Annotated in this window: 18 protein-coding genes; 5 read left to right on the forward strand and 13 right to left on the reverse strand. The window is 46.2% G+C overall.

Annotated elements, in window-relative coordinates; all coding sequences use genetic code 11:
* Positions 1-65: 65 nt before the first annotated feature.
* The 8 genes from aroA to ABZR88_RS07035 all read right to left on the reverse strand — a co-directional run bounded on the left by aroA (position 66) and on the right by ABZR88_RS07035 (position 10,834).
* A complete protein-coding gene (gene aroA / locus ABZR88_RS07000) occupies positions 66-1,373 on the reverse strand; it encodes a 3-phosphoshikimate 1-carboxyvinyltransferase (protein WP_107828132.1) in 1,308 nt (435 codons plus the stop codon).
* Positions 1,374-1,379: 6 nt separating this feature from the next.
* On the reverse strand, positions 1,380-2,510 hold the full coding sequence (locus ABZR88_RS07005; protein WP_107828131.1) for a bifunctional 3-deoxy-7-phosphoheptulonate synthase/chorismate mutase type II: 1,131 nt from the start codon (positions 2,508-2,510) through the stop codon (positions 1,380-1,382).
* A gap of 9 nt (positions 2,511-2,519) precedes the next feature.
* Positions 2,520-3,437 (reverse strand): prephenate dehydratase, encoded by a 918-nt coding sequence (locus tag ABZR88_RS07010; RefSeq protein WP_107828130.1) that lies wholly within the window; start codon positions 3,435-3,437, stop codon positions 2,520-2,522.
* 298 nt (positions 3,438-3,735) lie between these two features.
* On the reverse strand, positions 3,736-4,629 hold the full coding sequence (locus tag ABZR88_RS07015; RefSeq protein ID WP_107828129.1) for a hypothetical protein: 894 nt from the start codon (positions 4,627-4,629) through the stop codon (positions 3,736-3,738).
* A gap of 60 nt (positions 4,630-4,689) precedes the next feature.
* A complete protein-coding gene (locus tag ABZR88_RS07020; protein WP_107828128.1) occupies positions 4,690-7,440 on the reverse strand; it encodes a M14 metallopeptidase family protein in 2,751 nt (916 codons plus the stop codon).
* Positions 7,441-7,498: 58 nt separating this feature from the next.
* Complete coding sequence (locus ABZR88_RS07025; RefSeq protein WP_107828127.1) at positions 7,499-8,377, reverse strand: hypothetical protein; 879 nt, start codon at positions 8,375-8,377, stop codon at positions 7,499-7,501.
* A 147-nt stretch (positions 8,378-8,524) separates the two neighbouring features.
* Positions 8,525-9,355, reverse strand: a complete 831-nt coding sequence (locus ABZR88_RS07030; protein ID WP_107828126.1) for a universal stress protein — start codon at positions 9,353-9,355, stop codon at positions 8,525-8,527.
* Between the two features lie 72 nt (positions 9,356-9,427).
* Positions 9,428-10,834 (reverse strand): ATP-dependent RecD-like DNA helicase, encoded by a 1,407-nt coding sequence (locus ABZR88_RS07035; protein ID WP_107828464.1) that lies wholly within the window; start codon positions 10,832-10,834, stop codon positions 9,428-9,430.
* 70 nt (positions 10,835-10,904) lie between these two features.
* Here ABZR88_RS07035 and ABZR88_RS07040 point away from each other — a divergent pair, with 70 nt between their 5' ends.
* Positions 10,905-11,693 carry a DUF3822 family protein gene (locus tag ABZR88_RS07040; RefSeq protein ID WP_107828125.1) on the forward strand — a complete coding sequence of 263 codons (789 nt, stop codon included), beginning with the start codon at positions 10,905-10,907 and terminating at the stop codon, positions 11,691-11,693.
* A 3-nt stretch (positions 11,694-11,696) separates the two neighbouring features.
* Positions 11,697-12,263, forward strand: coding sequence for a 16S rRNA (guanine(966)-N(2))-methyltransferase RsmD (gene rsmD / locus ABZR88_RS07045; RefSeq protein WP_107828124.1), 567 nt, complete (start codon positions 11,697-11,699; stop codon positions 12,261-12,263).
* 45 nt (positions 12,264-12,308) lie between these two features.
* Here rsmD and ABZR88_RS07050 read toward each other — a convergent pair whose 3' ends face one another.
* The gene (locus ABZR88_RS07050) at positions 12,309-13,562 is read right to left on the reverse strand and encodes a hypothetical protein (RefSeq protein ID WP_107828123.1); all 1,254 of its coding nucleotides are present in this window, start codon (positions 13,560-13,562) and stop codon (positions 12,309-12,311) included.
* Between the two features lie 113 nt (positions 13,563-13,675).
* On the opposite strand from ABZR88_RS07050, the gene coaD reads away from it, so the two are divergent.
* Entirely contained in the window at positions 13,676-14,137 is a 462-nt protein-coding gene (coaD, locus tag ABZR88_RS07055) for a pantetheine-phosphate adenylyltransferase (protein ID WP_107828122.1), read from the forward strand.
* Here coaD and ABZR88_RS07060 read toward each other — a convergent pair.
* A complete protein-coding gene (locus ABZR88_RS07060) occupies positions 14,112-14,747 on the reverse strand; it encodes an NUDIX hydrolase (RefSeq protein ID WP_107828121.1) in 636 nt (211 codons plus the stop codon). The two genes, coaD and ABZR88_RS07060, sit on opposite strands and share 26 nt — an antisense overlap.
* Between ABZR88_RS07060 and pyrE the strand changes: the two genes are divergently transcribed.
* Both pyrE and ABZR88_RS07070 read left to right on the forward strand, forming a co-directional pair.
* Positions 14,746-15,387 carry an orotate phosphoribosyltransferase gene (gene pyrE / locus ABZR88_RS07065; RefSeq protein ID WP_107828120.1) on the forward strand — a complete coding sequence of 214 codons (642 nt, stop codon included), beginning with the start codon at positions 14,746-14,748 and terminating at the stop codon, positions 15,385-15,387. The genes ABZR88_RS07060 and pyrE overlap by 2 nt on opposite strands.
* A 646-nt stretch (positions 15,388-16,033) precedes the next feature.
* Entirely contained in the window at positions 16,034-17,662 is a 1,629-nt protein-coding gene (locus ABZR88_RS07070; RefSeq protein WP_107828119.1) for an ABC-F family ATP-binding cassette domain-containing protein, read from the forward strand.
* 80 nt (positions 17,663-17,742) lie between these two features.
* On the opposite strand, the gene ABZR88_RS07075 is transcribed toward ABZR88_RS07070, so the two are convergent.
* The 3 genes from ABZR88_RS07075 to ABZR88_RS07085 all read right to left on the reverse strand — a co-directional run bounded on the left by ABZR88_RS07075 (position 17,743) and on the right by ABZR88_RS07085 (position 22,442).
* The gene (locus ABZR88_RS07075) at positions 17,743-19,731 is read right to left on the reverse strand and encodes an HRDC domain-containing protein (RefSeq protein ID WP_107828118.1); all 1,989 of its coding nucleotides are present in this window, start codon (positions 19,729-19,731) and stop codon (positions 17,743-17,745) included.
* 205 nt (positions 19,732-19,936) lie between these two features.
* Complete coding sequence (locus ABZR88_RS07080) at positions 19,937-21,547, reverse strand: pectate lyase (protein WP_107828117.1); 1,611 nt, start codon at positions 21,545-21,547, stop codon at positions 19,937-19,939.
* A 202-nt stretch (positions 21,548-21,749) separates the two neighbouring features.
* Positions 21,750-22,442 carry a LamG domain-containing protein gene (locus tag ABZR88_RS07085; RefSeq protein ID WP_107828116.1) on the reverse strand — a complete coding sequence of 231 codons (693 nt, stop codon included), beginning with the start codon at positions 22,440-22,442 and terminating at the stop codon, positions 21,750-21,752.
* Positions 22,443-22,453: the final 11 nt, after the last annotated feature.

A 22,453-nucleotide genomic window follows, 5' to 3' on the forward strand; every position in this document is an offset into this window, starting at 1 on the left:
CCGCCCGTGCTGTTCCTCGCAATGACAACAGGGGAGTGTTTGCTTTTAGCTTTCGCCTTTCAGCTTTAACCTTTAACCTCTAAAACAAATCCTGCTTTTTCAAGATCGTTCCAGAAGTCAGGGTATGATTTTTCTACCACTTTGTGGTCTTCAAACTCTATTTTGGGCAGCAGTATAGCCAGCGGCGCAAAGGCCATTGCCATACGGTGATCCTCGTAGGTTTCAAATACTACATGTTCGGGGGTAAATTTGCTGCTGCAATCAAGCGTGTAAACTTCGTTGTCCTCGTTTAGTTTTACACCAATTTTGGCCAACTCGTTCTGCAAGGCTGCAATGCGGTCTGTTTCTTTGATCTTCAAGGTTTCCAGTCCGGTGAAAGATACGTTGTGACCCAGGGCCGCGCATACTACCACTACGGTTTGTGCCAGATCTGGGCACTCTTTCAGATCAAACAGTTTGTTAACGAAAGGTTTGGCTGATTTGCTGAGGTGCACACCGCCGTCTTTAAACTGCGAGGTGATACCAAAGTTGGCCATAATTTCTGTAATGGCGCTATCGCCCTGCTTGCTGTAAGCCGTCAGGCCTGGCAAGAACAGTTCAGCCTCGTCGCTCAGTGCGGCGATAGAGTACCAGTAGCTGGCGGCGCTCCAATCGGGCTCCACCCAGATGTTGGTTTCTTTAAATTGCTGTGGTGCAATGCTGATGACGTTATCTGTCCACGTGTGGTTGATGCCGCATTGTTCCAGCATAGCCAGCGTCATCTCTACATAAGGTTTTGATGTCAGCTCGCCAACAATTTCCAGCTCCAAACCTTGCGGCAAGCTTGAGGCGATAAGCAACAACGCAGTAATATACTGACTGCTGATATTGCCCTTAATAGCAATGCGACCAGTTTTTTGCTCAATTGGCCCAGCTATGCGCAGGGGAGGGAAGCCCTCGTTTTCCTCGTAATTGATCTGGGCACCAAGTTCGCGCAGCGCATCTACCAGCACGCCAATAGGGCGCTGTTTCATACGTTCAGAACCGGTAAGGATCACTTCCCCTTCTTGCAGCGTAAAATACGCGGTAAGAAAACGCATAGCAGTGCCGGCTGGACCAATGTCTACCGTTTGTAGTTGGCGATTTGCAACCAGTTCAGGTTCTTCATCAGCAAGAATCGCCGCTATCTTCTGATCGGTAACTTCTTCCTTCAGAACACTGAGCAACTTAACCGCATCAGCCGCCTCAGAGATATTGTCAACCTTTACGAGACCGAGGCTCAGCGCCTTGATAATGAGCGCACGGTTACACTCACTTTTTGAGCCGGTGAGCTGTATGGTGGTATTAACCGTGCGCGTTGGTTTTGTAACTATAATGTTTTCAGACTTTGTCATCGCTGCTTACGCGTGAGTCATTTTTTCTTGTGCCTGGCCTTCAGCCTGCTCTTTGCTCATGATCTCAGTTTGTTTGCGGATAGACTCGCTGTGGATCATTTCCAGCATTTTCTCAGTGAACTCTGGGTTCAGTTTCAGCGCTTTAGCGTAGCCGGTACGTTTCTGCAGGATCTCGTCCCAACGGCCAACTTGCAGAATGGTGATACCGTTATCTTTTTTGTACTGACCAATTTTCTCAACAATCTGCATACGCTCAGCTAATTTCTGGATCAGCAGGTCGTCAATTTTGTCAATTTGTTTACGCAGTTCGTCTAGTTTGCTGCTTACTTCAGTGTTAGCAGTTTCTGGTTTGCGCAGGGTTAACGCGTCAATAATATCAGCCAGGTGAGATGGCGTAACTTGTTGCTTAGCGTCGGTCCATGCTACAGAAGGATCAATGTGCGATTCGATCATCAAACCTTGCATATCCAGGTCAAGCGCTTTCTGAGCTACGTATTGGATCAGATCGCGGTTACCACTGATGTGGCTTGGGTCGTTAATGATTGGCAAATGTGGCGCATGGGTTTTCAGGTTGATGGCCATATCCCACATTGGCTCATTACGGAAAGCAGATTTTTCGTAAGATGAGAAACCGCGGTGAATAGCCGCCAGTTTAGTGATACCAGCGTTGTTAATACGCTCCAAGGCACCAATCCACAATGACAGATCTGGGTTTACCGGGTTTTTAACCATTACGGGTATGTCAACACCTTTCAGTGCGTCGGCAATTTCCTGTACGGTGAAAGGGTTTACGGTTGAGCGGGCACCTACCCACAGGATGTCAACACCTGCAGCCAAGGCTTCTTCAACGTGTTTGCCTGTAGCAACTTCAATGGCCACTGGTAAACCGGTTTCTTCTTTAGCGCGTTGCAGCCATTTCAGGCCAATGCTGCCAATACCCTCAAACTCGCCCGGACGGGTGCGTGGTTTCCAGATACCTGCACGCAATGCGGTAACTTTACCGGTTTTGGCTAATAAGTGTGCCGTTGCAACCAGCTGATCTTCAGTTTCAGCGCTACATGGGCCGGCAATTAATAAAGGTTGTTTGCCGGTGTTTATCCATGAACTCAACGGCTGAACGTTTAAATCTATTTTCATATCGGGGGGTTATTTAAGGGTGCTTAATTTTTTAACTTCTATATATTTTTTTTTGTTACTGTCTGTTTTTGGCCTTTCGCGCAGGCTGATGCCTTCTTCCTCGTGGCGTCGATACTCGCCCATAATGTTAAAGTTGTGGGTGTATTTGAGTATCTGTTTGATGGATTGATCGTACTTTTTATTGTCTTCCCACTCCACATCCACGTAAAAGTTATATTCAGATGGTTTGCCCAGTACCGGCATGCTCTGGATCTTGCTCATGTTAATGCCTTGCTCGGCAAAAATATTAAGCACTTTGGCCAGTGCGCCCACCTCGTTGCTTACCTGGAAGCACAGAGAGGCTTTGTCCGGGTTGTTCACCTTCGCATTTTCATGCGTGGTAAGGATCAGAAAACGCGTAAAGTTCTTTTTGTTTGACTCGATACGACGCTCCAGAATTTCCAGATCATACAGTTTAGCAGCCAGTGTGTTGGCAATGGCCACGGTATCGGTCAGTTTCTCGTCGCGGATGCGTTTGGCACAGGCGGCGGTATCGCTGCTTTCAACAACCCTCAGATCAGGATATTCATCCAGAAAATCGCCACACTGACGGATGGCAATAGGGTGAGAGGTAACCGTTTTAATTTGTTCAAACTTTACGCCCGGCAGCGCCATCAGGTGCAACTGGATGGGCAGGTAAACCTCGCCCACCACCGGGAAGCTGTAGCTAAGCATCAGCGAGTAGTTTGGCAAAATGCTGCCTGCTATGCTGTTCTCAATCGCCATCACCACGTAATCGGCTTTGCCGGCTTTCAGTACATCGAAAGTTTGTTTAAAAGAATTGCACTCCACAGTGATAATATCTTCACCGAAGAAGCGGAAAGCGGCTTCCTCGTGGAAGGAGGCGCGGATTCCCTGGATGGCAACTCTTGGTTTTTCTGATTTCATATAGTTGTTAAAGCAAAAAATCCCGGCTTTCGGGCCGGGACTTTTCTGTTATGTCTTATCTTTTATGTAGCATATCAGTCCCGGCTCTTACCGCTAAAGTAAAAGTAGAAACCAAAGTAATATGCGTTGTTGATGTTCATTGTTTTTTTTAATGCTGTAAATGTACGGTTTTAAAATTATCTGTCAATAGAAAATTTTTATTTTATTCGGAAAAGTGAGGCAAACCAAATTTTATTTTGATTTGATGGCGTGTTTTAGAATGGAATGTGTTAATGAGTAACCATTTTTTAATATGGTATTAAAGTTGGCGTATGCTTTTTCTAAACATGGTTTTTTGTTCAAGGTAGTTGATGTTTACCTGCTTACCTATTTTGGTGATAAATAGTACCGGATCTAATACCATTCCCGGAAATTTTATAGTGTTGCTATCGGTAAAGATGACCTCCATTATGGTGGTAAGAACTGTGCCACGGCTTACGACTGGTGGCCCGTACATGTTTACTTTGCAGATATCGGATTTAAGATAACTCTGTGATCCTACACCATTATCAAAGATTATCACATCAGAACCTTGCACTAGCCATAAACTCATGTTTTTTGACCACCTGTATACTTTAAAAATTGAAAATGCGGAATACAAAAAAAGAGGTAGCAGAAGAAACGTTAGTAATGAAAAGAAGAGCAGGCTCCAGACTGGCCAATTTATAGAAAAGACCATCAGCATAGAAACCCAAATTAAAAGGAACGGGATTAGGGACAACATCCGACTTATCTCACGGAATTTATTGACCTTATACCAAAATGTTTTGTTTACGAAATGCGAACGATATCCAGCGTTAAAAAAATGCTTTTCAAAATCGCTAAGGGACAGTTGATCGTGGAAAAAGTCGGCAACCTTTTGATCGGCAATATCCAGATCAGAGGTGTGAAACTCATAAAGATGCCCACTTCGATCAAGGTAATATACCGTATACTTCTCATTAAAATAGACAGATACTTTCAAATAATCATCTGCCGGGCCATTGATGACAATGCCCGGGCCACTGGCCTGCACGTCTACACCCCGCTGGGCATCCCATGGGAAGGATTTAATGAGTTCGAGTGTTTCTTCAAGGCTACGGTCCTGCTCGTCGCTAAATTCGCCTTTCTCGTAATTTTTATATTGAATTTTGGAGGTTAGGTTGTTTGCCATAGATAAAAAAGGTGCACTAATTTAATAGCACATTTTATTAATGAGGATATTTTAAGAATATTATTTTCTGCCCGATGTATACAACTCATTAAACAGCAACTTAAACGTACCATGCGCCTGCCCACGGAAAGTGATCTCTGGGCCGAATACATATAACATGCCTTTGCCAACCTGTGCCTGAAAGGCGGCAACGTCATCCTTTAAATACTGTTGCCCCCAAGCCCAGCCGCTGCGTAGCGGATGATTGGTGGCAAACCACATTAACGGTTTTACACCTTTTTGCATAGCATCGGCAGCCAATTTAAAGGCCGGACTGCTGTCAAATAGCACGTTAGCCTCCGCATTCATACCGTAGGTAGCGGGCAGGGAAGTATCAACCGACGTACGCAATATAGCGCCGGGGATATAAAATCTATCGGCAGGGAGGGGGAATCCATTGTCAATTAAAGCGTTCTTAATCGGCAGATCCAGTTGATAGGCCAGGTTGGCGCTGCTGCCAATGGTAACAATGGCGCCGCCGGCTTCCAAAAATGCTTTGAGCTGGGGGACGGTTTTCTCAGCGGTAACGCGACCTGTCATTTGGCGGTACTCAGTTGGTATGGTTTCATCCAGCGTGTTGAAGAAACTGCTGCTCCCTCGTCTGCCTATATTAGATGGTGGCGGTATGGCGCCGCCAACAAACACAATAACATCATATTTGCTTTTTAAATTGCCGGCATCAAACTCCTGCGGATATACCACCTTGAATGGATAATGGTATTGCTCCATCAGCCAGCGCACCCAGCCCGACGGCATGGAACCTCCATATTGATCCCATAAGGCAATGCGTGCCGGGGTTATTTTGGTTGCGTTTTTTGGCTTTGCGGAGGCAGTTGTAGCAACACCCAGGCTTGTGGCATTTTTTTTTAATATGCTTGTGGCTTTGACTGAATAAGGGATATAAAAGTTGCCGTCGCCGGAGCGATAAACATCTGCACCTGCCGCTAACAGATCATTTACAACGATGAACGAATTATTGGCCTTGTCGCTAATGGTATAGCCAGATTTAGTTTCTACAACTTTTGCCGTCGGGAAAGCCTGCAATTCTCCGTAAGGTACACGCGCAAAAGGACCGTTAAAATCATCCAATATCCGGTCAAATTGAATGCCCATCTGGTAAGCAAGTGTCCAGCCCGTCATATCATACGGGCGGATAGGCGGGCCGCCAGGGTACAGAAAATCATTTGGATGGTCCTGTGGTTCAAACATATCCAGCACCCAGGGGCGAAAAGCCTGATTGGTTTTAATAATATAGGAGCCCGCCGGATAGGTTTTGCCAGCTACGGTGAACGCTGCAGCGGCTTTTTGAATCAATAAACCTGCGCGGATACCCGTATTAACAAAGCGCACGGCCGTGCCAAAGTCAGGCTGATCTGCCGGAATGATATATCCGCGTGGATCGCGCAGGGCTGGGTTCTTTAATACTGTATCATAATACTTCAAAGGCATCCCACCAAACCTGCCACCGCCGCCCATGGTGACTGCACCGCCGCCACGATTGCCACGGCTAGTGGAGGTATCACGCCCCGTTGCGCTGCGATAGGCCGCGTTGATCAAATCAACCTTGTGGGGCGAGAGCGTCCAATAATCCATACTTCCCCGCTTGATGGAGTTTTTGCACATCACATAAAAGTTATAAAGCAAGTCAATGCGATTATTGGCCGCGTAGTTTAGCACGGCATAGTTTAGCGACACCGAATAATCTATAGACTGCTTAAAATGCCATGGCTGGGGTGTTACCGGATAAGGCGTAGCACTGTTTGGTATCAACCTTTCGGGCACCAATGGGATACTTGATGGGGTAGGGCTGCCAATAATTTCTGTAAGCAAGCCTACCATATTATGAAAATAAGTTGCCGTGCGCAGGCCGCCGTTCCACCAGGTAGAAAACTCGGTTCCCGAGCGTTGGGTGTACCCTGGTTTGCCCTCTCGGTTGAGGCGACTGTTCATGGCGGAGCCCACTGCATCCAGGCTGGTTACCAATAGTGGGTCGTATACATAATTAAATGGATCTCGAAAAGGCGGGCCTGCCACTACCGAGCCCGCCGGACCCGATTGGTGGTGATTGTAGACAATTTGCGGCAACCAGTCCAGAAACTCTACGCGGGTCATGTTCTGCGTTTCTTTCATGTTCATCATAAAAAAATCGCGGTTGTCATCGTGTCCAACATATTTGGCCCATAGGCGCGGCACATTTATGTTGCGGCGGATGGTATCTTTCTCCTGCATGTACCAGTTTGATACCAGTTCTTGTCCATCGGGGTTGGCATGCACCATCAGGATGATGTCTTTATCCAGTATGTTTTTGGTTTCCTCGTCTTTGCGACTCAATAGCGTATAGGCGGTTTGGATGAGTTGGTGTGCGCCCACAGTTTCGCTGGCGTGCAAGCCGCCATCAATCCAAACTACCGAGCGGCCTTGCTCAGCCAGTTGGCGGGCAGTTTCGTCAGTCAAACCTTCGACCCGGCCCAGTTTTTGGGATATAGCTTTGTATTTATCTAAATTCTTGATGTTTTCTGCCGATGAAATGATCAGCATAAACTGGTGACGCCCTTCTTCGGTCAGGCCGATATCAACATAACGCGTACGCGCCGGATCTGCAGCGGCCAGCTTTTTCATGTAGGCTTCGGTTTGGGTATAGTTGGCCAGTTGGTAATCATCACCAATATCAAACCCGAAATGAGATTTTGGCGTAGGGATATTTTGCGCCTGCAGGGCAGATATACCCAACAGCAAAGCCACACCCCATGTGCAGAGGTACTTATACTTCATGTTGATAAGATAAGCTTGTTTGTTTAGTTAAGCAAAAGTTAATTAGGGATTGAGAGGATTAAAGTTGCCTTATGCTTTTTCTAAAAGTGGAAAATTGTTCAAGGTATTTGATGTTAACCTGGTCACGCAGGCTTGCGATAAACACCGTTGGGTCTATTAGCATAGCCGAGAATTTAATAGAGCGGCCATCTGCAAAATAAAGTTCCATGATAGTGGTGGTTACCCGCCCCCGACCAGCAGGACGCCCGTAAATGTTTACAGAACTAATTTCTGATTTAAAGTAGGTTTGTGAACCACTGCCGTCATCAAAAGCAATTACATCGCTGCCACGGGTAATCCATAATTTCATATTTTTTGACCATCGATATACCTTGATCTGCTGGTAGATGCCATAGAAAAAAAATGAAATGAGGAGTAGCAAGCCGAAACAAAAGCCCCATGCATCTTTGCATACCGTTACTACTGCAAGTCCACCGAAATAAAGCGTGATGACCAAAATAGCTGCTATCAAGCGCCGTTTTTCGCGCGGTCTATCAACTGCGTACCAAAATGATTTGGTTTCGAAGTGCGATTTGTTGCCAATATTAAAGAAATGCTTTTCAAAGTCAGGAAGTGATAGCGCGTTGTCGAAAAAATCAATCACCTTTTGATCAGCAACGTCCAGGTCGGCGGTATGAAACTCATAAAGACGATTTTGAGGATCGAGATAATAAACTGTGAATTTGCTATTGTAGTAAATAGCAACCTTTAAATAATCATTTGCCGGGCCATGAATAACAATGCCCGGACCGCTGGCCTGCACGTCAACACCGCGTTGGGTATCCCATGGGAACGATTTAATTAATTCGAGTGTTTCTTCAAGACTGCGACTTTGCTCGTCGCTAAATTCGCCTTTCTCATAAGTTTTGTATTGTATTTTGGAGCTTAGGTTGGCCATGGCATAAAGATAATCAGTGTTCACGTTATTTTAGGCCGGGCATAAAGCTTAAAAAAAAACGACGATCGAACCCAGAAAAAGACAAAGGGCGTAACGTAAAACGCTGCGCCCTTTGTGCTAAACTCTGTTATCTCTGCGATTATCTTATCAAGATGGAAATACCAGTAGCGGTATATGCAAATAATCAGGCAGTCGGCCTGAAAGTTTGTGGCCCACAATCTCTTCAAAATGGAATTTGTGGTTTACCAGCACCAGCAAATCGGCGCCCATCACATCAACCATTACGTCAATAGCTTTCGGGATGTTGCGCTCTTTAATATGGTTAAAATACAGATTAGGGTATTTTACGTTGCTGCTAATTTCGGTGCTAAATACTTCGTTGGCATACTGCTCGGTTACATCCGGCAGACCTTTGGCGGCAATGTGGGCCACCATAATGTCAGACTGATGTGGTTGGGCCAGTTTTACCAGCATGCGCAGCACTTCCAGTCGGCAATAGCGCAGATCTGCGGTGTACACCATCTTGTCAAATCTCCTTTTATCGGACCTTTCGGGGATAAGCAGGATAGGGCAATTGGCGGAGTTGAGGATAGATTGGGTATGATCGTTCTCAAAAACAGATTGTTCCACGTCAGACTCTGTAGTGCCTTTCACAATCATCCACACATCTTTTTTTATAGCAAACTCGGCAATATGGCTGGCCGTAAAGTTAGAAGTATAATAGTTTTCCACCGGTACGTTGGCGGTGTTATGCCGTTGCAACCATACGTCGTTTGATACACTCAGACCGTTTGCATGTTGGTGACCACCGACTCGGAATGGCGCAGTGGCATAGGCTCGTTGACGCTTAGCTACTGGTTGCTCAAAGGTGTTCCATAGCAAAAGACCAGAATCTGTGTTGCTTGCCAGCTCTAAAGCGAAGGCAATTGCATTATCTGCCTCGGCAGATCGATCGTTGATTACCAGGATATTCTTCATAACATTAAGCGGGGGAGGTGTGTATGATGAAGAACAGTGCTGACTCCAGATAGTTTTAAGAACTTTTAATTTTTAATAGAACTTTTCGTTGAAATTAACCAGGTAAAGTTGGTGTGTGGCGCGGGTGCAGGCGGTATACAGCCATCGCAAAAAATCGGTGTTTACCATCTCTTCGGTAAGGAAGCCCTGATCCACAAAAACCGCTTCCCACTGGCCGCCCTGGGCTTTATGGCAGGTAATAGCGTAGGCAAACTTGATTTGCAAGGCGTTGTAATACGGGTTTTGTTTCAGTTCTTCATGCTGCAATTTGCGGCTGCCCAGGTGTGCATAATCTTTCATCACCTCCTGGTAAAATTTTTTCTGATCTTCCTGCGAGAGCGCCGGCGATTCTGAATACAGCGTATCCATCAATACTTTGCAGGTGATGATGCTGTCTTCGGCGTGGTCGGTTAGTTCCAGTTGCACCTCGGCAAAGCGCATACCGTACATTTCCTCAAAACGACGCACCTTGCGGATGCGGCCGATATCGCCATTGGCAATAAAGCCGGTGCTGCGCTCCTCACTATCCTGCAACCAGAAGTAATTATTCTTAACAATCATCACCTGGTCGCCCCCGGTCAACTCTTCCTCGCGGAACAGGATGCGGCCCCTGATCTGCTGGTTAAACAGGTTAGCGTTTTTGTTAGAGCGGCAAATGACCAGCGTGCTTTCATCGCTATATTTATTATAGGCGTAGTTGAGGCCCTCTTCCAGCCGGTCGCTGGTCATGCGGTAGGTATCGGTAAATCCTTTGGTTATCAGTTTGGGCATTACCTGCTGCCCGGTACGGATCATATCGCGAATGTTAGTCGCGTTGAATAAAATTCCCGAGTCTTTCTGCTGACGTAACACGTCGGTTAGCTCGTAACTAAAAACAGTCAGGCCGAAATCGCTTCTCATCAAATTGGCGTCCAGCGCGGGGCTATCTTCCGAGCCTACGGGTGGTAACTGAGCGGTATCGCCTACCAGCATCAGCTTGCAGTTTTGGGTGTTGTACACATAGTTTACCAGATCTTGCAGCAAAGTGTGCCGGTTAAAGCCGCCGCCTTCGTTTGAGATCATGGAGGCCTCATCTACAATAAAGATGGTTTGGGTAGCCATGTTTTCGGCCAGGCTAAAACCCTCGTCAACGTTCAATGCCGATTTTTTGCGGTAGATGCGTTTATGAATGGTAAATGCCTTGCGGCCGGAGTAATGGCTCATTACCTTAGCCGCGCGACCGGTAGGGGCCAGCAGTACATATTTATAGCCGTACGCCCGCAGCGCTTTTACCAGGGCGCCAATAATGGTGGTTTTACCCGTACCGGCATATCCGCGCAGGATAAAGCACTCGTCGCCGTCATCGGCCAACAAGAATTTGTTCAACTGCACGAACAATTCTGCCTGTTGTGCTGTTGGCTGAAACGGAAATGCCTTATGTAGATGTTCTGTTGATGCCACAAACAAAAATGGTGATAACTAACTGAACAAAGTAATACAGAAAAAATATTACTTTTGCGTATAACCGTATATGAGCGATTATTCTTTTACCTATCAGCAGCATAATTTTAGCCCGGAGCAGGCTGCAAATGCCACTCTTTACATTAGAGCCGGAAAATCTGGAATTTCTTATTTAATTGCCGCTGATAACCAGGTGCAAGCCTGGAAGGATTATTGCAGTTGGGCCGATGTGGCCAGCGGTAACGTTAGGCAGTTGCTTTCACTACCTTATCAGCAGGTAGTGGCGGGGTTACTGCCCGATGCATTGACGCTTTTACCCGAAGCGTTATGTTCTTCAGAAGATGTTCCTGTTTATGCCCGTTACCTGGACGTGAAAGGAGATGACAAAGTTTTCATCACCTCTTTTATTGAAGATAATCGACTGTTGTACAAAGTAAATGCCGAGGTAATCAAAGCGATAGGCGATCTGTTTGAGGTGCAAACTGCTGTGCCTGCCGATAGGGGTTGGGTGACTGCGGTAGCCAACAGATATCCTTCGTCTGATTATCTGTATATCAATATCGCTGGTTCACAGCTTTCTGTGCTGAGTTTTAAAGACCAGAAGCTACAATTATATAACAGCTTTGAGGTAAGCAATATTGACGATATTTTATATTACACCCTATTTGTAGCAGACCAGTTGCAGATGCGCCATGCCGATACCTCATTGGTTGTAGCCGGTGATATGGTTGAAGGTGGTGGCGACTATCAGAAGCTATCAGGTTTCTTTAAACAGGTGCAGATGAGTGATTTGCGCGTGTTGCAATTGCCTTATGATTTGCCGGGCCATCTGGTACTGGCGCTTACAGCACTTTCTTAGCCTATGCGTATTATTGGCGGCAAACTGAGAGGGCTGCGTCTTAATCCGCCCCAAAATCTTCCCGTAAGGCCAACTACAGATCTGGCTAAAGAGGCCCTGTTTAATATTTTGCAAAACCAGATGGATCTGGAAGATATTAAAGTGCTCGATCTTTTTTGCGGAACCGGTAATCTTTCGTTAGAGTTTGCATCAAGAGGCGCTGAGCAAGTGATTTCAGTAGACCGACACATGGGATGCGTACAATATGTAAAAGCTGCCGCTGCACAACACGGCCTCCCACAAATAAAAACTTACAAGGCCGACGTTTTCAAATACCTCGAGTTGGAAACAGAGCAATATGATCTGATCTTTGCCGATCCGCCTTACGATCTGCCTAAGATTCCCGAACTACCGAAGATCATCTTTAATAAAAATCTGTTAAAACCTGACGGTTTGCTGATTGTAGAACATCAGAGTAATCAAAACCTAAGCAGTCATCCTGCCTTTGTAGAGCAGCGGAAGTATGGGCATTCGTCGTTTTCGTTTTTTAGGACCCCTCTAAATCTCCCCGAAGGGGAGACTTTCCAATAAGAAGTTTTTTGTTCCCTCTCCTTTGGAGAGGGTTAGGGAGAGGTATTAAAACACTTCACCTACATCAATAAATAACCCGTTCATGCCTTGCTTGCCGAAACCGTAATCTACAGCCAGGTTGGTTCTGGATGTTTTATTGAGTTTGATGCGTAAACCCGGTCCGAAGGCGGGCTGGAATCTTTGTAGCGGAGTGCCTGGTGCGGCCGAGAAAGATTCTGCATTAACAAATACTACGCCGCCAAGTAAGCCGTCACGCGTGATCTGATAGCGGTACTCTGCCTCTAAATAAATCATCTGTGCACCTCGGAAACGCCCTTGAATATAGCCGCGACCAGTTGAGGTGTTGGTATCCCATGAAGTACTGGGCAGTTCCAAATAGTCTGGCTTGCCGTTTAGAATCAGCCAGTTGTATGACCAAATGCCCAGCACGTTATTAGAATTGCCCGGGAAGCGGAAAAACTTACGCAAATCTACAATCAGCGAGCTCCATTTGCGGCTGCTGCCCATCCAGGTAAGGTTATCACGGTATTGCAGGCCGGCATAAAAACCTTTGAGTGGGTAGATAGAATTATCGCGGGTGTCAAAAACGCTGTTAACGGTAAATCCTGTAGATACGGCTTTGTCCGATTTGCCATATAGTGAATAATCTGACACTTTGCCGTTCAAATTGCCTTCTTCAGAAATATTCCAGCGATTATCATAAATATAGCCGCCACCCAGATAAAAATTATCGGTGATGCGGTGCATAACAATCTGGTAAAAACGGAAGAAGGTATAATCCATCGGGTTCTCCTCGCTCAAGCCAGAACTGCTGCCTAGACCGTAGGTGCTTTGCGGGTATTTAAAAAACTTGTACTCGCCCACAAAGTTGAAGGCGTTGTTGCGCGTCCAGATGTTGGTTTGTACCGGGATGGTAAATTGCTTTTTAGCAGTATAGTCGCCACTGGCCAGAATGGTAGAGATGCGCGAATGCGGACCTGTGCGGAAAGCCATATTGCCTGACAATGCTACCGCAAAACCAGAGGTGAGCGTATAGCCCACGGCAGGCATAATTGATAACTCGGGTTTGGTAGTCACCGAGTCGTCAGTTATCACAGGGGTTTTATGAAAGATCTGTCGGTACAAATCTCCCATATCATGTTGAGGGATGCCTTTTTCGGTTATATCAGTATCGCGCTTGGTGGTTGACACGGTATCGGGGTGCGACATCAGCAGCACCCGGGGCTTTTTCTCCTGGGCGTGCAATTGTGCTGCTAGTAATAGCAGGCAAGGTATCAGTTTTAGGAAATTTCTATTCATCAACGGGATTGCTTATTGGTTATAAAACAATCATCATGCCCAAAGCAATAAATTAATACCTGTTAATCCAAAATATAATTTAAATTTGAACGTACGGAAACTATTCAACCAGTATGAAAATCGCCCTTTTTCCCGGTTCGTTCGATCCGGTTACTAAAGCCCACGTTGATATTGTAAAACGTTCGGTTGATCTTTTTGACAAGCTTTATATTGGCATAGGGGTAAACAGTACCAAGCAGGGTTTACTAACCATTGAAAAGCGAGAGCAAATGATCAGATCAGTTTTTGAGGGCGATGATAGGATACATGTTATTGCTTATGAGGGACTTACGGTTAATTTCTGCAAAAGTATAGGCGCCCAGTACATGATCAGGGGTATCCGTACCGTATCTGACTTTGAGTACGAAAAAGCCATTGCCCAAATGAATCACTCGCTTGAGCCGGGCATTGAGAGCATCTTTATTGTAAGCAAGCCCGGCTACTCGTCTATCAGTTCAACCATTGTACGCGAAGTATTACGTTATAATGGTGATGTTAGTCAGTTCATTCCTAAAGAGGCATTACCGTATCTTTAATCAGCTCCATTTTTTCCAGCACATCCATAATAGAAGGGAAAGTGTTGGTTTTAATGGCATCCATGTGTTGCTTGTTAAACCAGCGCACTTCGGTAATTCCTTCCTCAATCTGGGGTTTTAGTCGGCCAACGCCTTTATACTTCATTTTATACCAGTAGGTCTTCTTTAGTACCACTTCGCCTTTTATAGTATAGGCATGATAGGTGTTAACGATGCGTTTACCACATTTACTGATGCTGATGCCACATTCTTCCTCTACCTCGCGCACGGCGCCTTCGCGTGCACCTTCGCCTTTTTCGAGCTTGCCTTTGGGTAGATCCCATTTGTCATTACGATAAATGAACAGAAAATCGCCTTGTTCATTTTTTACCAATCCGCCCGCTGCTTTGATCAGCGTTATGCTGGCAATTACTTTTTTCAGGTACTTTTTAGCGTCATCGCACAAAATGTAAAAGTGTTTGTGCTTGGAGCGTTTGCTGATTTTTGCATAAAAAGTTTTAAGATCAAATCCCTCACTGTCAAGCTTCTGAAAAATTTCAGCGCGGTCCGGGATGGTCTCTGTGATCAAAACAACCTTTTCGTTGATATAAATTCTGTATTTTTGGGCCATGTTTAACAAAACTGAAACCGAGCAGAAGGTAGCAGAGTTTCTGCTGCAAATTAAAGCAATAAAACTACAACCTGCTAATCCTTTTACATGGGCATCAGGTTGGAAATCTCCAATTTATTGCGATAATCGTGTAACCCTTTCGCACCCGGGTATCCGTACCTACATCCGCCAGCGTTTGGTAGAAATGATTCAGGAAGAATTTGCAGGCGTGGGCTGTGTAGCCGGTGTTGCAACCGCAGGTATACCACAAGGTGTACTGGTAGCGCAAGAGCTGGGCTTACCGTTTGCCTATGTACGCTCAAAACCTAAAGAACACGGCACCGGCAGCATGATTGAAGGCGAGATTAAAGAAGGACAACGTGTTTTAGTGATTGAAGATCTGATCTCTACAGGTAAAAGCAGCTTACAAGCTGTAGAAGCCCTGCGCGAAGCCGGACACGAAGTTGTAGGTCTGGCCGCCATTTTTAGCTATGGCTTTGACGTAGCTGCCGAGAACTTTAAACAAGCTAAATGTCGTTTTGCAACCCTGTCAAATTACAGCGCGTTACTTAAAACAGCCGAAGAAGGTCAATATATTTTACCTGACGACGTGGCACTGCTGCAGAAATGGCGCGAGAACCCTGCCGAGTGGGGAAAGTAGTTTGATTTCGGATATCCCTATTTCGGATATCGGATGTTCAATTTCGGATTTTAGAGTATCTATATAAATAAGATTTTAAAGCGATGGATAACCATCGCTTTTTTTGTGATATAAAATAGTAGCAAATCCGAAATGGAACATCCGATATTCGAAATCAGAGCATTCGAAATAAAAAATCCGCCCCGGCGGATGCCGGGTGCGGATTGCATTTATGTTCAATTAGTCCAACTTATATAAGATTAGGACACCGCGCAGCGTCATAACTATTATGACCTGATCAAGCTTAATTAATAAGCTCTGCGATTGTCAGCTTTGCGCAAAACCAGCGCGGCGTTGATGACGATTAATCCCACAATTAAAGCTACCATACGATTAAGTTTTTATACGTTTAGTATGTATTATTCAAAAGCTGTTCCAAACGGTTTATAAAAGGCAATAACTGGTCTGTTATATTGATTTAACGCCCTTTTGAGTTCAAAAGTTTCATAATAATTAATGAATAACCGTTGTTTCGCACAACTTTTGGTTGAATGGTATCGCCGGGCTGTGGAAATAATGGTGTGGCATTTCCCCAATTTTCCCACCTGTAAATAAACCGGCATAAAGTGGGGAAATAAAGCTATTTTTGCGCAAAATTAGAAGTGAGATGATAACGGTATCGAATTTATCCCTGCGTTACGGCAAACGTACGCTGTTTGAAGAGGTTAACCTGAAATTTACCCAGGGTAACTGTTACGGCATTATTGGCGCGAACGGCGCGGGTAAATCAACCTTTTTAAAAATACTTTCGGGCGAGATTGATCCTTCAACCGGTTCGGTAGCCTTTACCCCGGGCGAGCGCATGGCGGTTTTGAAACAGAACCACTATGAGTTTGACGAGTTTCCGGTGATTGAAACTGTGATGATGGGCCACACCGAGTTATACAAGGTGATGAAAGAGAAAGACGCCATCTACCTGAAAGAAGATTTTACCGATGCAGACGGCGAGCGCGCCGGCGAACTGGAAAACCTTTTTGCCGAGATGGACGGCTGGAATGCCGAGAGCAACGCTGCAACCTTATTGAGCAATCTGGGTATTAAAGAGGCCCTGCACTATAAACAGCTGAACGAGCTTGATGGTAACGAGAAAGTACGTGTGTTATTGGCGCAGGCTTTGTTTGGTAAACCAGATATCCTGCTGCTGGATGAGCCTACCAACGATTTGGACATTCATACCATTAGCTGGCTGGAAGATTTTCTGGCAGGTTATGAGGCTATTGTTCTGGTGGTATCGCACGACCGTCACTTCCTTGACGCCGTTTGTACCCACGTGGTAGATATTGACTTTGCTAAGATGACCATCTACTCTGGTAACTATACTTTCTGGTACCAGTCGAGCCAGCTGGCTTTAAAACAGCGAGCTGACCAGAACAAGAAACTGGAAGATAAGGTGAAAGAGTTGCAGGAGTTCATCAGCCGCTTTAGTGCCAACGCTTCTAAATCTAAACAGGCTACCAGCCGTAAGAAAGCGCTGGATAAAATTAATCTGGAAGAGATCAAGCCATCAAACCGTAAGTATCCGGCTATTATGTTCAACCAGCAATCGCGTGAGGCAGGCGACCAGATCCTGCAGATTGAGGGCCTGGGCAAAACGCTTAACGGCGAGGTGCTGTTTGAAGATATTAACCTGCATGTAAATAAAGGCGATAACATTGCCGTGCTGTCTAACAACAGCTTGGCTACTGCTGCCTTCTATGATATCCTGACCGGCAGAGATACCGACTATCGTGGTAGCTTTAAATGGGGTGTAACCGTTAACCTGGCCGATATCCCTAATGATAACTCTGAGTATTTTAAAGGCAAAGACCTGAACCTGATTGACTGGCTGCGCGAGTACTCGCAAGGTGAGAAGGATGATCAGTTTATCCGTGGTTTCCTGGGCCGGATGTTGTTCAGTGGTGAGGAAGTGTTGAAGAAATCTACCGTGCTGTCAGGTGGCGAGAAAATGCGTTGTATGTTTAGCCGTATGATGCTGCAACAAGCCAATGTGCTGCTGTTTGATGAGCCAACCAACCACCTGGACCTGGAATCAATCACCGCGCTGAACAATGGTATGAAAGACTTTAAAGGAACCATGCTGTTCACCTCACGAGATCATGAGCTGACATCAACCGTGGCTACCCGCATTATTGAACTTACCCCAGGCGGCATCGTTGATAAACTGATGACATATGACGAGTACATTGATAGCGATGTAGTGCAAAAACAACGTGAGTCTTTGTATGCTAACGCATAATAGAGTTTAGCAATAGATAAAACAATGAAGCCGGGTTAGCCCGGCTTTCTTGTTGTTAGTCTATTCTATAAAGTGAGAAGCTAAAATAGGCTGGCTTGATCTACTGCCCCGCTAATTTCCTGCTCATAAGCCCGTACAAGGGTAAGCATGGCCGCGCCGTAACGATTAGCTTTTTCCGGACCGATGCCTTTTACCCCACTGATGGCTTTGAGCGTTGTCGGGAGCTTGGCTGCTACGGCTGCCAGTGTTTGGTCTGAAAAAAGCATACTGCTTAATACTTGCTCGCTTTGTGCAGTTTGGTCTCGCCATTGCAGCAGGCGCTCGTAAAGTTCCTCGTTCGGTTTGGCGTTGAGGGTTTTTAAGTAGGAGTGACTCAGTATCGCTTTTTGTCCGCGGATAAGATCGAGATAACTTTCAGTTGTAAATGATTGGGAGCTGAATCCTTCTAATAGTTTTAAGCGGGTCATTATCCAACGCAACAGTTCATCAGCTTTGCCAGCCAGTTCTTTTGATGAGCCCACCACGGCGGTCAGTTGCTGGTGTAGGCTGGTTGCTGCGGTTTCTAACTTCTCTCTAAAATAGATGGCTGCTTTTTGGACGCGGTCATCCGGATAGGTAGCCAATTGCCGGCTTAGTTTTTCGGCTACAGTAAAAACTTCTCCTTCTAGCCCAGGCAATAGTTGGTTAAATCTTTTTATCCGTTCGCGCAGTCCGGTAAAATTAAATAGTTCTGAAAGCAGAAACAGCCGATAAGCTTCCTGATGCTGCCGCAGGGTTTCCTGATCTGGTTTTTTCAATTCGGCTTCCCTGTTAAAGCGGGTTACGGCAGGGTCGGAAATTACATTGTGGGCGCTTACCGGGTTGCGTAGTACCAAACCTTCCAGTGATCGGCAACGGCTCAGGGCCACATAGGCCTGCCCGTGGGTAAAAGCTTCGCTTACGTCGATGATAGCCCGGTCAAAGGTTAGTCCCTGGCTTTTGTGGATGGTAATGGCCCAGGCCAGTTTCAGGGGGATCTGCGCAAAGCTACCGGCGTTTTGTTCGCCAATGGTGTCGCCATCCAGCTTGTATTTAACATTGGTCCACTCTAGGGCCTCTACGGCAATATCCCGGCCATCAGGTGTAGCCACATGCACGCGGTCGGCCTCCAGACGGGTTACGGTGCCTATCTTGCCATTATAGTAACGCTTCTCGGGCGAGCTATCGTTCTTTACAAACATCACCTGCGCGCCAACTTTTAGTTTTAAACTGATTTCGGTAGGATAGGCGTCCGCCGGAAATTCACCGCGAATAGTGGCCCGGTATTCAGTGTCGGTGCCCTGCAACGCTTCCAATCTTTCAGCATTCAATTGTTGGGCAATGCGGTTGTGGGTGGTAAGGGTAATGTATGGATCGGCCTGATCGGGCACAAAATCTTTTATATAACGTTCATTAAGCAAGCGCAGACCATCGGCTGATAATTGTTGCTCGCGCATCTCATTCAAAATCTGCACAAAAGCCTGATCTGTCTGACGATAAACTTTATCCAGTTCGATACGCACGTAAGGCGTGCGCTGCAAAACCAGGCTGCTGAAGAAGTAAGGGGTAGCATAATAGGGACGAAGCAATCCCCATTCTTCCTCGCGCACGATGGGACTCAACTGGGCCAGATCGCCAATTAACAATAACTGAATACCGCCAAATGCGTGTGTATTGCCACGGATGTTACGCAGAATGAGATCGATCTGATCCAGCACATCCGGTCGCACCATGCTGATCTCGTCAATGATTAACAGCTCGAGACTTTGCAATAGCTCGCGCTTTTCTGCATTATAGCTAACTTCGGGTCGGTCAGGTGTTTCCGGCAATAAGGGGCCGAAGGGCAATTGGAAAAGCGAGTGGATAGTCATCCCCCCGGCGTTGATGGCAGCTACGCCCGTTGGCGCCACAATAGCCAGTTTCTTTTTTGAGTTTTGGCGCACGGCCCGCAAAAAAGTAGTCTTGCCGGTGCCGGCCTTGCCGGTTAGGAAAATCAGTGTGTTGGTTGTATCTGCGTAGGCCTGTGCCAGCTCCAATAAAGGGTTGTCCATTTCTAGGGCTAATATACCGCTAAAAATATTAGTAGGTGAATTGGGGGTGAGTATTATTCAACACTTTATTATACCACGTCATTGCGAGGAACGAAGCAATCTCTGTACATGCAAAGCGGATATGCGTGTCAGACTGTCCTTCGCAGAGATTGCTTCGTTCCTCGCAATGACGTGGTGGTTGATCAAGTTAATTAGTGCTACCTGCTTATTTCTTCTTACTATCGCGCACGTACCTGATCAGCGCATTCATGTTGCGGATGTATTGAATGGTAGAGATATACTCCTGATCGGTAGAATCACGATAGGGCGAAGTATCGGTTTTATCGCCTACGTGGTCGGTAGCATACTTGGTTGTTTCTTCCTGATTGGTACCGTCGCCAATGTATGGGTTGCTGGTAGGTACGTGTTTAACCAACCAGCGGCCCTTGCTGTCTAAACCACTGATGATCTGTTTCGCTTCGGCTTCGCCTACCGGATTTTTGGCTGCATCGCGGTTCAGGTCATAGTAGTGCTGCGGTGTAGCATCATGCTCAAATTTTGCGGGCTTAATGGGCGAGTCTTTGGTAACTTCAGCAACACTCATGGCGCTGAGGCGTGCATACTCGTCTTTTAATTTCTTGATATCTACAATGGTCTTGCCGCGGTAATGCCCCAGGGTGTTCTGGTCGTTGGTATCAACATAGTACTTACCATAAATCACGTTTGATCCTTTGCGGTGTACGTAGATAGGCTGATTGGTTTTTACGTCAACAAACGTAGAGTGGGTAAAAAAGCCGTTCTGGGTTTTGTCTGCCGGTAGTTTGGTTTTTTCCAGCCAGGCAATTGCATTGGGCACCTGGTTTAAGAACCGACGATCGCCGGTGTACTGATAGAATTTTAACAGCAGCATGGCATTGCCATAGGTGTATTTAGGCAGGTAAGCGTCGGGCTCGTAGGTGCGGGCACCCATCACCTCCAGCTTATCATTGTATTGCTGGCCCCATGCACCATCGCCACTTTGAGAGAGCAGATAGAAATTCATACCACGGGTAATCGGGTCAAGCAATCGTTCTTCGCCCAGGGTTTGGTAGCACTGGATCAGGAAGTTGGTGTTCTCCCAGATCACGTCGTCGTTAAAGGTATAGAACGAAGTATAATCAGGGTGACCAGATTTATTGAAATCATACCTGAGCGGGTAGCGTTGTGGCCAGGCGCCAATAGGGTATTGGCTCTTCAACATAAAGTTAATGGCTTTATCCAGCGCCGGGCGGTATTTCGGGTCGAGTTTTTCCAGGTACATCCGGAGCAGGAAACGCGCCGCGTCTGATGATACATCATCATCATAAGTATCGTTACCATAATAGTGCTGAAATTCCTCCAACCGCCAGCCGTTCTTGCCGATGGTGTTGTACCAGGTTTTTAGTGATTGATCGCCTGCAAAGTCAATCATGTAGTTCCAGCCGCCTTCGTTACTCTGGCCCCATATTAGTGCCGTGGCTGCTTTTTCTGCCGCCTGGTAATAATACTCGTTGCCGGTGGCTCTATAAGCGTCCAGCAGCATGTGGCCTACGCTCACGGTACCGCCGTCCTGTATCCAGACCATGGTTTTGTAAGCCTCCATTTCGCCCCAGCGGCGAGAGAGATCGGGCAGGTAATACCACACATAGCCACCGTTGGTGCTCACATTTTCAACCATAAATTTGGTGGCGTTAAGCATCGTTTGCTCGGCCTGTTGCTCCGTTTTGGTTTGCGCAAAAGTTTGTGTGGAAAGGAATGTCAGGGTCAGGCCAACAAATGCCGGCTTAACCATACGGGTGATGGATAAATACTTAGACATAGGGGTACAATTGGTATAAGTTTGGACAAGTTTATTCCTGGTTTTCCGGCCAAACCATTCGTAAGAAAAACAGGATGTTATAATTGGTAATCGATTGTATAACCAAATTTAATCTATTCAATGAGAAATGAAAGGGCAGGGATGAATAGCAATATAAATGTTACCAAAAGGAAGTGATTAAGATATAACCCAGCGCCGGCAGCTACTCCTTTACCTTCTGCAAAGCTTCAGCACTTAATACCTCATGATGAAAGCGGATCTCGCTAATCTGTCCTTTAAACCAGTTAACCTTGTTCAGACGCACGCCGAGGGCAACTTGTGCGCTGGCATCCATAGTAGGGAAATTGGAAATACCTGTTTTTTCTTTTACGCCGTTTACGTAGCTGGTCATGTTTTGGCCATCAAAAACCATCGCTACCCAGTACCAGCGGTCGGCGGGGTGTTGCAGGGTAGAGTCAATCAGGGTTAAGCCTTTATCAGTAGTTTTGCCGTTTCTTAAAAACGTATCCATGTACCACATTTTTTGAGGAGTAAGCCTGATTTCAAACGTGCCGCGGTTGTTGTCTTTATCCTGAAAATGGACGAAACGTGGTTGTACAGGGCCATCGCCGTCGGGCCTAAACAATACTTCAATAGTAAACTTGCTCCAGCCTTCAATAGGGAAGTGGGGCAGTACCAAACCGTCGTTCGCCCCGTTGAACGCAATGGCGGTATGACCATCTTTATGGGTTACTTCCGGTTTGCCGAGTACCTCAGTCTGGGCGTTGCCAATCTGATTGATGTTATTAAGTTTCCAAACAACGTCTTGGGCGCTAGCCTTGTTTATTTTAAAAAACAACATCGCGGCCATACCGGCAAGACCCAAAGCTATAGGCTTACAATTAAAACGGAACATAAAGCAGATAA

This window comes from Mucilaginibacter yixingensis (genome assembly GCF_041080815.1).
Taxonomy (GTDB): Bacteria; Bacteroidota; Bacteroidia; order Sphingobacteriales; family Sphingobacteriaceae; genus Mucilaginibacter; species Mucilaginibacter yixingensis.